At 44.7% G+C, this 11,490-nt stretch carries 11 protein-coding genes; 8 read left to right on the top strand and 3 right to left on the bottom strand.

Annotated features, from left to right (window positions below; all coding sequences use genetic code 11):
• Window positions 1-64: 64 nt before the first annotated feature.
• Window positions 65-1,132, bottom strand: coding sequence for an L-ascorbate 6-phosphate lactonase (ulaG, locus tag AB4507_RS20620; protein ID WP_017060922.1), 1,068 nt, complete (start codon window positions 1,130-1,132; stop codon window positions 65-67).
• Window positions 1,133-1,252: 120 nt separating this feature from the next.
• Window positions 1,253-2,008, bottom strand: a complete 756-nt coding sequence (ulaR, locus tag AB4507_RS20615) for an HTH-type transcriptional regulator UlaR (RefSeq protein ID WP_017064005.1) — start codon at window positions 2,006-2,008, stop codon at window positions 1,253-1,255.
• A gap of 339 nt (window positions 2,009-2,347) precedes the next feature.
• On the opposite strand from ulaR, the gene AB4507_RS20610 reads away from it, so the two are divergent.
• From AB4507_RS20610 to AB4507_RS20585, 6 genes are all read left to right on the top strand, one after another.
• Window positions 2,348-4,186 carry a PTS ascorbate-specific subunit IIBC gene (locus AB4507_RS20610; protein WP_372183227.1) on the top strand — a complete coding sequence of 613 codons (1,839 nt, stop codon included), beginning with the start codon at window positions 2,348-2,350 and terminating at the stop codon, window positions 4,184-4,186.
• A 66-nt stretch (window positions 4,187-4,252) separates the two neighbouring features.
• Window positions 4,253-4,720, top strand: a complete 468-nt coding sequence (locus AB4507_RS20605; RefSeq protein ID WP_017064004.1) for a PTS sugar transporter subunit IIA — start codon at window positions 4,253-4,255, stop codon at window positions 4,718-4,720.
• Window positions 4,721-4,730: 10 nt separating this feature from the next.
• Window positions 4,731-5,429, top strand: coding sequence for an L-ribulose-5-phosphate 4-epimerase (locus tag AB4507_RS20600; protein ID WP_017064003.1), 699 nt, complete (start codon window positions 4,731-4,733; stop codon window positions 5,427-5,429).
• A gap of 108 nt (window positions 5,430-5,537) precedes the next feature.
• A complete protein-coding gene (locus tag AB4507_RS20595) occupies window positions 5,538-6,359 on the top strand; it encodes a pyridoxal phosphatase (RefSeq protein WP_372103759.1) in 822 nt (273 codons plus the stop codon).
• Between the two features lie 4 nt (window positions 6,360-6,363).
• On the top strand, window positions 6,364-7,011 hold the full coding sequence (locus AB4507_RS20590) for a 3-keto-L-gulonate-6-phosphate decarboxylase UlaD (RefSeq protein ID WP_017064001.1): 648 nt from the start codon (window positions 6,364-6,366) through the stop codon (window positions 7,009-7,011).
• Window positions 7,012-7,019: 8 nt separating this feature from the next.
• Complete coding sequence (locus tag AB4507_RS20585; RefSeq protein WP_372083013.1) at window positions 7,020-7,901, top strand: L-ribulose-5-phosphate 3-epimerase; 882 nt, start codon at window positions 7,020-7,022, stop codon at window positions 7,899-7,901.
• A gap of 163 nt (window positions 7,902-8,064) precedes the next feature.
• Here the strand turns inward: AB4507_RS20585 and AB4507_RS20580 are convergent, their stop codons facing one another.
• Window positions 8,065-8,274 carry a hypothetical protein gene (locus AB4507_RS20580; protein WP_009845895.1) on the bottom strand — a complete coding sequence of 70 codons (210 nt, stop codon included), beginning with the start codon at window positions 8,272-8,274 and terminating at the stop codon, window positions 8,065-8,067.
• A gap of 293 nt (window positions 8,275-8,567) precedes the next feature.
• Here AB4507_RS20580 and AB4507_RS20575 point away from each other — a divergent pair, with 293 nt between their 5' ends.
• Window positions 8,568-9,740 carry a glycerate kinase gene (locus AB4507_RS20575; protein WP_372148706.1) on the top strand — a complete coding sequence of 391 codons (1,173 nt, stop codon included), beginning with the start codon at window positions 8,568-8,570 and terminating at the stop codon, window positions 9,738-9,740.
• 286 nt (window positions 9,741-10,026) lie between these two features.
• Window positions 10,027-11,478 carry a catalase gene (locus AB4507_RS20570; RefSeq protein ID WP_102320683.1) on the top strand — a complete coding sequence of 484 codons (1,452 nt, stop codon included), beginning with the start codon at window positions 10,027-10,029 and terminating at the stop codon, window positions 11,476-11,478.
• The last annotated feature ends 12 nt before the right edge of the window (window positions 11,479-11,490 follow it).

The following is an 11,490-nucleotide window of genomic DNA, read 5'->3' as shown; positions in this document are numbered from 1 at the left end:
GAAAGCCGCGATGAACCTAAAAAAAGGGAGCGCATTGCTCCCTAGTTAGTGCTTTTCTTAATGTTTACAAGAATGCGCGGTATGGCAGTTCTGGGTCATTTGTGAAGATGTCTGCAAAGCCACGGAAGTGCTGGTAGTGCATGCGGCCTTTATCTGTTGGGTATGTGTATTTACCACCAACTTGCCAGAAGAAAGGTGCGAAGCCGTATTGAAGACGTTCTTTCTTCATGTTCCACAGCATTTCGATTTCACGCGGGTCATTTTGGAAGTTAGCCCAAATGTCGTGGTGGAACGGAACAACTACTTCACAGTTCAAAGACTCAGCAGCACGAAGAATGTCTGAAGATGTCATTTTGTCTGTTACGCCACGTGGGTTCTCACCGTAAGAAAGCAGTGCAACGTCGATCTTGTGGTCATTACCGTGTTTAGCATAGTAGTTTGAGTAGTGAGAATCACCAGAGTGGTAAACTGAACCGCCTGTTGTTTCTACTAGGTAGTTCACTGCACGGTCGTCCATTCCGTCTAGAATTTCTTTGTCTAGGGAAGATGTTCCTTCAGGAAGTGTCACTAGAGCTGTACGGTCGAATGCGTCAAGAACCTTGATGTTCACGTCTTTGATTTTGATCTCGTCGCCAACTTTAGCAATAACACACCGATCTTCTGGCACACCCCATTTCATCCATAAATCAACACACGCTTTAGGGCCAATGAATTTAACGTGGTCGCCGCAGTTTTGTAGAACTGCCGCTGCAACGTTGATATCAATGTGGTCGCCGTGGTCATGAGATGCCATAACTGCATCGATCTCTTTGATAGCGAAAGGGTCCAATGGGAAGATCGCGGTACGTAGGTTTGGTTGAAGTGCTTCCACACCGCCCATACGCATCATTTGGTGCTGGTTTTTCATTTTTTGAACGGCTTGTGTTTTTTTACCAGTACCACACCAGAAGTCCATTGATAGGTTTGCACCTTCTTCTGATTTTAGCCAAATACCTGTACAACCCAGCCACCACATAGAAAAGGTACCCGGTTGCACAACTGTTTGTTCAATCTCTTCATTTAACCATGTGCCCCACTCAGGGAATGTATTTAGGATCCAAGACTCGCGAGTGATTTCGTTTACATTGCTCATGATAATACCTTTTATTTCAATAATTTGATTAATTTTGGATGTAGGGAGCCGAGCGCCTTAATTTGGATTAAGGCACTGAGCTAAATTTATTATTATTGGTGGGCTAGTTAGCCCTGCGATTTAAACTAGGATGACTTGCGTCCCTTGAGCTTCAATCAGTTTTACGACTTCGGGATTGGCGTCTTTACCGGTGATGACAATGTCTATTTGCTTGGTGCTGCAAAAGAGCATTCCGGTACGTTGTCCAACTTTTGAGCTATCGACCACGACGACAAGCTTATCGACCTGTTCGAGCATTTGTTGTTCGGCTACGGCCGTTAACATGTCGGCTTTGTACAGCCCGGCATCGGTTAAGCCTTTACCTGAGGTGAACATCCAGTTTCCCGCATAGCCGCCTAATGAATTAGGGGCAGGGTTTAGAAAGATGTTCTGCGCTTTGTTGTATTGACCACCAATGATGATGACATCGTCATGATCTTCGTTGATCAAGTAGCTTGCGAGTGGAAAGTAGTTCGTTACGATTTGAACGTCATCGCCACATAATTGCTGACCGAGTAGGAAAGCCGTCGAACCACAGTTGATCACGACTGTATCGCCAGCCTGACAAAGCCCTGCAGCTGCTTGAGCAATCTCTGATTTCTCTTCATAGAACTCAGTGCTGTTGATATTCAGTGGTGACCACTTTCTCTTCTGAGTTTCTACTCGTTCCGCACCATTTCGAATTTTTCTAAGTCGGCCAACTTCATCTAACTTAGCGATATCGCGCCTAGCAGTAGCAGGAGAAACGCTAAATTTATCAATAATATGAGAGACGTTGATTGTCTGCATATCTTCTAACAGCGACAAGATGCCGTTATGTCTTTGTACTTCATTCATATTTATCACTCTTTTTGTCGTTGTGACAATTTAATGATTACTTTTGATTTGTTTTGATTCTAATAATCACCATCATGATTGTCAAACCACATCGCTATAAAAACCAGACATTAATCACAATGTTTTATAAGTGGTTGATTTTATTGTATTTATAATTTTTACGTGTGATCTAAAGCTCAATTAAGCACATTCTGGGTGTGGTTAATTGATATAAATCAAAGTAATCACAAGTGAGCATTGAATGATTACTTTTGATTGGTAAAGTCTAGTTCGTGAGCAAAACTAGAATCATCACATCCTACAAATCATTAAAATTAAAAATCAATCAGGGGTAAAGATATGGAATTCTTATACGATATTTTCTATATTTTTTACAGTCAGGTAATGACCAAAGCACCGTTGCTACTCGGTCTTGTTACTTGTCTCGGCTACATCCTTCTAAAACGTGACGCAACAACTGTTATCTCCGGCTCTATTAAAACCATCGTTGGTTTCATGATAGTGCAGGTAGGTGCAGGAACATTGGTAGCGGGTTTTAAACCGGTTATTGAAAAAATGAGTGAAATACATGGATTAACGGGATCGGTAATTGACCCGTACACCTCCATGATGTCCACCATGGAAACCATGGGCGACAACTACTCTTGGGTTGGGTATGCAGTATTACTGGCTCTTGGGCTAAACATTCTACTTGTTGCCTTCCGACGTATTACGGGTATCAGAACCATCATGCTGACTGGGCATATCATGTTCCAGCAAGCTGGCCTCATTGCTGTTTTCTACTTCGTGCTTGGTGCAGGTATGTGGGAAACCATTATTTATTCAGCAATATTGATGGCGTTGTACTGGGGTATCTCCTCAAACATCATGTTCAAGCCGACTCAAGAAGTCACTGGTGGTGCGGGTTTCTCGATTGGTCACCAACAACAGTTTGCTTCATGGGTAGCCACCAAGGTTGCACCGAAGCTTGGCGACAAGAACGACAGTGTTGACCACATCAAACTGCCTAAGTGGTTACACATTTTCCACGACAGTATCGCTGCAACAACGTTAGTAATGACTGGCTTCTTCGGCATTATTCTTCTTTCGTTCGGTCTTGATAACCTTCAGGACATGGCAGGTAAAACGCACTGGTTTATCTACATTTTTGAAACTGGTTTGAAATTCGCTGTTGCCATTCAAGTCATCGTTACTGGTGTTCGCATGTTCGTTGCGGAACTGTCCGAGGCATTTAACGGTATTTCTCAACGCCTTATTCCTAACGCTGTTTTAGCAATCGATTGTGCTGCTATTTACGCCTACTCTCCTAACGCAATGGTATTTGGTTTCATGTGGGGCGCAGTGGGTCAATTCACCGCTGTTCTTGCAATGCTAGCGTTTGACGCACCAATCATGATCATTCCTGGCTTTATCCCAATGTTCTTCTCGAACGCCACTATCGGTGTGTTTGCTAACCACTTTGGTGGCTGGAAAGCGGTGATGAAGATCTGTTTCGTGATGGGCATCATCGAAGTGGTTGGCTCTGCGTGGGCAATCCATATCTTCGCTCAATCAGGTACTGAGTTTAATGGCTGGATGGGCATGGCTGACTGGGCTCTGGTATTCCCACCAATCATGCATGGTATCTCAAGCTCTAGCATGTTCTTCTTTGTGATTTTGGCTTTGGCTGGCATCTACATGTACTTCGCTTCTAAGCAACTACGAGCTGAAGAAGACGCAGAAGCTGCTGCTGAAACAATGACCGCAGTAACGCCTGAAGGTATTGAGGTTGAAGTCGCGGTTCCACAACAATCGACAGCAACCGCTGAAGCACCATCTGTTTCAACAACGGCAGCTTCTACAACATCAGAAACTCGAATCTCACCAGCCGCTGACCAGAAACCGGTTCGTGTCTTAGTGTGCTGTGGCTCAGGACAAGGTTCTTCAATGATGTGCTCTAAGAAAATCAAAGAGTATTTGGACAAGAAAGGCATCCCAAGCTCGACCTTTAACAGCGCCATCACTGATTACAAATCACACCTTGGTTCATTCGACATCATCGTTACTTCGGTTGCTCTTGCAGCGAAGATCACGGGTCTGCCGGAAGGTAAGCAACAGTTAGCGGTTAAGAACATGATTATGGTGAAAACTTTCGGCGACGAACTTGTTTCCATCATCGAGAACAACTTCCATAAATAATTAAAAACGGCTCAGTGGTGTCGCACTGCTGAGCCAATAAAAAAAATTATATAAGTGAGCAATAACATGAACTTAAAAGAATCTCTTATCAAGAATAACTCTATCCTACTGAACGCAAAAGCAGCTGACTGGAAAGCGGCGATCAAGCTTGGGACTGATGCATTGGTGAAAGCGGGTATTGCAGAAGAGCGTTACTACGACGCGATTACCAAAGCGATTGGTGAAGAAGGCCCTTATATCTGTATTCACGATGCGTTCGCACTGCCACATTGCCGCCCTGAAGACGGTGTTATTCGTACTGGGTTTGCGCTAACCGTGCTTGAAACGCCAATTACGTTTGAAGGTGTTGATGAGCCTGTAGATGTGCTGATAACACTAGCGGGTAAGGACTCAGAAGAGCACATCGAAGGCACCATGCAAGTGGCGAACTTGATTGAATTCGATGAAGACTTCTCAAAACTTCGCGCGTGCAAAAGCCCAGAAGAAGTGGCGCGTTTAATTGATGCTGCATTGCTTCAAGCGGAAGCGGCGTAAGGAGGCAACGATGTCTAAATATAGCCAATTGAAACAACGTGTTTTAGAAGCCAATTTGCAACTTCCGAAATACGGTTTGGTGACATTTACTTGGGGTAATGTCTCTGAGTTTGACCGTGTTAACGGAGTGATAGCGATTAAACCATCAGGTGTCGAATACAGTGATATGACGGCTGAAGACATGGTGGTCGTCGATCTCGAAGGCAAGGTTGTTGAAGGGAAACTCAATCCTTCAAGCGATACCGCAACGCACTTAGAGCTCTATAAAGCTTTCCCTGAAGTGAGTGGCATTGTTCACACGCATTCACGCAGTGCCACCATTTGGGCACAAGCGGGTATCGACATCCCAGCCTTAGGCACCACTCACGCTGATTATTTCTACGGTGACATCCCATGTACACGTCGATTGTCTCACTCTGAAATTTCTGAAGAGTACGAGAAAAATACTGGCTTGGTGATTATTGAAGAGTTCAAGCAACGTCGAATCGATCCAATGGCCGTTCCAAGTGTGATTGTTGCAGGACATGCGCCGTTCTCTTGGGGCAAAGATGCCAACGACGCCGTTCATAACGCGGTGGTATTAGAAGAAGTGTCGGCAATGGCGTTGGCAACGCGCACCTTGAATAGCGGCATCAAAATTCAGCCAGAACTATCCGACAAACACTACTTACGTAAGCACGGTGAAAATGCTTATTACGGCCAACAGTAAATCGGCTTTTTGTTTAAATAAGCCGTTTAAGTAAGCCGTTACGAGCTTCGACTCTAAGTAGTTTCAATATTGATTAGGCCCGACTTCAGGGAATAAGTAGAGGACTCTATGTATAAAGTGCTGGCGTTAGATCTCGATGGAACCGTGTTAAAGGATGATCACACGATTCATCCAGAAGTAAAAAAGGCGATCCAAGAAGCCAAACAAAGTTGTCATGTCGTGATTGTGACTGGTCGACACCACACAGCAGCACGACCTTATTACTACGAATTGGGGTTAGATACGCCAATCATTTGCTGTAACGGCACTTATGTTTATGACTATCAAACTGAAACGGTACTGACTCAAAACGCGATAGATAAAGACAAAGCGCTGACCTTCATCGATATGGCAGACGAGTTCCAGCTCAAAATGGTCATGTACATCACGCATGCCATGACGTACTCACACTACAACCCATTTGCCTACATGTTGGCATTGGAAAGTTGGGCAGAAACGGCACCAGAGCAGCATCGCCCTCAAATTTACCAAGTGGAATCATTCATAGAAACAGCTCAACAAGCTGAACACGTTTGGAAGTTTGTGGTAGAGGGGAGCCAAGATTCCGTCGACCGTTTAATGCAACACCCATGGATAGGAGAGAACTTCAACGGTGAGCGTTCTTGGTCAAACCGAATCGACTTTGCTGCAAAAGGTAACAGTAAGGGCCTACGCCTTGCTGAATACATCGCAGAACTCGGTTATCACGCCGATGACGTCATTGCCGTCGGTGATAACCACAACGACATATCCATGATTAAGTACGCCGGATTCGGTGTAGCGATGCTCAATGCTGATGACATCGTCAAATCACACGTTCAACGCGTGTGCTCAACAGATAACAACCATGATGGCTTAGCCCGTCTAATACGTGAACAAATTAAAGGATAACAACATGACTAAACCAATGATTCAGATCGCCCTAGACCAAACAAATCTTCCTGCCGCAATTGAAGTGGCAAACAACGTTGAAAGCTTTGTTGATGTGATTGAAGTGGGCACTATTTTGGCTTTTGCTGAAGGTATGACAGCGGTTTCTACCCTTCGTAAAAACCACCCAGACCATATCCTTGTGTGCGATATGAAAACCACCGATGGCGGCGCAATTTTGGCTCGAATGGCATTCGAAGCGGGTGCTGATTGGATAACCGTTTCTGCGGCTGCACACATCGCAACCATTGGTGCGTGTAAGAAAGTCGCTGACGAATTTAACGGTGAAATACAAATCGAAATTTACGGCAATTGGACAATGGACGATGCTCAATCTTGGGTCGACCTAGGTATCTCTCAAGCTATCTATCACCGTTCTCGTGACGCTGAATTAGCTGGTGTGGGCTGGACTGAAGAAGATCTTGTGAAGATGCGTGCATTGTCTGAAATGGGCATCGAGCTTTCTATCACAGGTGGCATCGTGCCTGAAGACCTTTACCTATTTGAAGGCATTAAAGCGAAAACCTTTATTGCAGGTCGCGCACTTGCGGGTGAAAAAGGTAAAGAAACAGCAGAAGCACTAAAAGCTCAGATCGACCGTTACTGGAATTAGGAGGCGTTATGTACCAAAACTTATTACGCCACCGAGTAGGGCTTTATGAGAAGGCCCTACCTAACGAACTCAGCTGGGAAGACAAACTGGCAACAACCAAAGAGCTCGGCTTTGATTTTCTTGAGATATCGGTAGATGAATCAGACGAGCGCCGTAGCCGTTTGGATTGGAATGACGATGAAGTGTATGTCTTACGTCGCCTGTGTGAAAAGCATGGTGTACCGCTGCAATCCATGTGTTTAAGCGCGCATCGCAAGTTCCCATTTGGATCTGCAGATCCGGTGATTCGTGAACAAGCGGCTATCCATATGGAAAAAGCGATCTCACTCGCTTACAAATTGGGTATTCGTACCATCCAATTGGCTGGGTATGACGTTTACTACGAGCCTGCGGATAAGGTTACTCACCAGAGGTTCATTGAAGGCATGAAGCTTTCTGCGCAGTTGGCGGAAAGGTCGGGCGTTATGCTCGCTGTGGAGATCATGGATACCGATTACTTGAACTCTTTGAGCAAGTTTGAAGTGCTGAGTCGTGAAGTCAATTCACCGTATTTCACGGCGTATCCAGATGTGGGTAATATCTCCGGTTGGAATTACGACATAGTGACGGAACTAAAGTTGAGCAAGCCTCATATCACTCAGATCCACCTCAAAGACACTTATAAAGTGACTAACGAATACAAAGGTCAATTTCGAGACTTAGTGATTGGTGATGGTGAAGTCGACTTTAATGCCATTTTTGAAACGTTGAAAGAGACTGAGTGCGTCGTACCACTCGTGATTGAGATGTGGGCTCAAGATGAACGTTGGAAAGAGAATATACTTACGGCACAAAAACGACTGAATGATGTTTGTGTGCAAACGGGTGTTCCGATGTTGTTTGACCACTAACTCTACTTAGAATTATTAACTAGTTTCTCTTTGCGTTCTCGGTGCTCCTAACGAAAAGAGAAAATGCAGCATATTGCCCCCCAATATGCTGCATTTTTATATCAACATGTCGCTCTAAACTGTTGAAGCTGAGGTTATGTCAATTTCGAAATAGTGGCTGTTCTTAAACAGCAATAGTCACATGATCACGGCCCACTTCAGCCATCTGAATCAGGTAGTCTGTGTGGTACTTCTTTTTGATGACGATTTGGCTACCGATTTCAGCAACAATCTTTACCACTTCTAACGCATCAGAGGGATGCAATGAAGAGTCTTTTGAAATTTCGATATTAACGCCTAAATTTGCCAATTTGATGATGTCGCTAGAATGCATGATGATGTCCAAGATGTTTGATTTTCGTGGACTATACCATCTTCAATTTATGCAACTCTACTCTGCCTATCCTAAAATTTCGGTCGATGCTCTCAATCTATGATTCCAATATGTAAGTAGTAGATCTAACTCACAAATTGCGGGTATCAATAACCTCAATGTGAGGGTGACGTTATGTGCTTAGTATTTACTTTATATACTGCCCCTATTAAGTGATTAGCTTGCTGATCTTCAATAGGGGCATTTTTGGATCGGGCACTCATCAAAATTACTAATCTTTTGGATCTCTCAGTATGAAAATTGTTATTGCACCAGACTCGTTTAAAGAGTCTTTATCTGCCTTATCGGTGGCAGCGTGTATCGAAAAGGGCTTTCGTGAAATCTTCCCTGACGCTGACTATGTGACCTTGCCTTTGGCCGATGGCGGTGAAGGGACTGTGGATGTATTGCTCCAAGGGCTTTTTGGTGAAAAGCGACATAGCCAAGTCGAAGGGCCGTTAGGGCAACCAGTCAATGCAGAATGGGCAATGCTAGAACCGTCGGATCAGAATCCTAAGAAAACGGCTTTAATTGAGATCGCCGCTGCCTCTGGTTTGGACTTGTTGAAACCAGAGCAGCGTGATCCATTGATTGCTTCTTCATTCGGAACGGGGCAATTGATTTTGGAGGCGATAGAGCAGGGCGCTCAAACGATTATTCTTGGATTGGGTGGCAGTGCAACTAATGATGGCGGTGCAGGTATTGTTCAAGCATTAGGTGGGACACTGTTAGATAATGCAGGGCAAGAGCTTAACCGAGGTGGCGTTGCACTAGCTGATTTATCATCGATTGATCTTACTGGTTTAGATTCACGCTATGCTGATATCGAGTTAATTGTGGCGTGCGATGTCGATAATCCGTTGTGTGGTGATAACGGTGCTAGCCATATATTCGGCCCACAAAAAGGCGCAAGCCCAGAACAAGTTGTGATGCTTGATAAGGCGCTTGAGAATTTTGCTCAAGTAGTTGAATCGCAAGGTTGTGTTCGTGGGGATGATCCCGTTCACAAGCGTACTGGTTATGGCGCGGCTGGTGGTGCTCCAATGGGGCTTGGTTTGTTGTTTAACATGCAGATTAAACCGGGTATTGAGATGGTGCTTGATGTTTTGCAAGCCGATGAAGTATTGAAAGGCGCAGATCTTGTGATTACCGGTGAAGGGCAAATGGACAATCAAACTCTGCAAGGAAAAACACCTTATGGCATTGCCAAACGTGCGAGCTTACAGGGCATTCCAACCATAGGAATTGCCGGATCTTTAGGCACCGAAGTAGAAGCGCTTTACGGCGAAATGAGCAGCTTGTTTGGAACTGTAAGATCGCCACAAACTTTAGAAAAAGTATTACAAGAGGCGGAGCTTAACTTAACAAGAACGGCAAGAAATATCGCAGCGACTTTACGGTTAGGTCACAAAATATCTCAAAAATAGTGGCTTCTACGAGGTAGGCTGCGCCTAGCTTTGGTTTTCTGCGTGTTGTAAGTTCATGATTATTATATTGTAAATATTATTGTCAATATTGAATGATTATGATTTAGATCATTAATTTGATAGGTTTTATCCATGATAACGATAAATACAAACGATTATATTTTACTTTAGCCCAGGCGTATTCTATATCCTTAATTACTGCGTGGTTTTGTGTGATGAATAGCCACCATTCAGAAGTAAAGATGCAACAAAGATGGTGCATCTAAAAGGTAATAAGGAATAGATGATGAGTAAAAAATTAACTACAGCTGCGGGTTGTCCTGTTGCTCATAACCAGAATGTCCAAACTGCGGGTAAACGCGGTCCTCAACTTCTTCAAGATGTTTGGTTTTTAGAAAAAATGGCGCATTTTGATCGTGAGGTGATTCCAGAGCGTCGTATGCACGCGAAAGGTTCAGGGGCTTACGGCACTTTCACTGTGACTCACGATATTACTCAATACACCAAAGCTAAACTATTCTCTGAAATCGGTAAAAAGACGGATCTGTTTGCACGATTTACAACGGTAGCGGGCGAACGTGGCGCAGCGGACGCGGAGCGTGATATTCGCGGTTTCGCGTTGAAGTTTTATACTGAAGAAGGCAACTGGGATATGGTGGGTAACAACACGCCAGTATTCTTCCTTCGTGATCCTCTTAAGTTCCCAGACTTAAACCACGCCGTTAAACGTGACCCTCGCACTAACATGCGCAGCGCGAAGAACAACTGGGATTTCTGGACTTCTTTACCTGAAGCACTTCACCAAATTACTATCGTGATGAGTGATCGCGGTATCCCTGCGACTTACCGCCACATGCATGGTTTCGGCAGTCACACGTTCAGCTTCATCAATGCTGACAACGAACGTTTCTGGGTTAAATTCCACTTCAAATCTCAGCAAGGTATTAAGAACTTGTCTGACGAAGAAGCGGCACAAGTGATCGGTGATGATCGTGAAAGCCACCAACGCGATTTGCTAGACAGCATCGATAACCAAGATTTCCCGAAATGGACGTTGAAAGTTCAAATTATGCCAGAAGCTGATGCGGCAACGGTTCCTTACAACCCATTCGACTTAACTAAGATTTGGCCTCACGCTGATTACCCATTAATTGAAGTGGGCGAATTTGAGCTAAACCGTAACCCACAAAACTTCTTCGCTGAAGTTGAGCAGTCAGCATTCAACCCGGCGAACGTGGTTCCAGGTATCAGCTTCTCGCCAGACAAGATGCTACAAGGCCGTCTGTTTGCTTACGGCGATGCACAACGTTACCGTTTGGGTGTTAACCATCAGCACATTCCAGTGAATGCTCCTCGTTGCCCAGTACACAGCTACCACCGTGATGGCGCGATGCGTGTCGATGGTAACTTCGGTGGCACACTAGGTTATGAGCCAAACAACGAAGGTCAGTGGGCAGAGCAGCCAGATTTCGCTGAACCAGCACTGAACCTAGATGGCGCAGCAGCACACTGGGATCACCGCGAAGATGAAGATTACTTCTCGCAACCGGGTGACTTGTTCCGCCTAATGACACCAGAGAAGCAAGCGATTCTGTTTGATAACACTGCTCGTAACCTAGGCGGCGTACCAAAAGAGATTCAATTGCGTCACCTAAGACACTGTTACAAAGCCGACCCTGCATACGGTGAAGGCATTGGTAAACTGCTTGAAATCGATGTGAGCGAATTTAAGTCGTAATCAATCATCTTG

Origin of the sequence: Vibrio sp. 10N.222.54.A3 (assembly GCF_041474095.1) — a bacterium.
GTDB classification, from domain to species: Bacteria; Pseudomonadota; Gammaproteobacteria; order Enterobacterales; family Vibrionaceae; genus Vibrio; species Vibrio crassostreae_C.
This window is presented reverse-complemented; position numbering and strand designations above follow the sequence as displayed.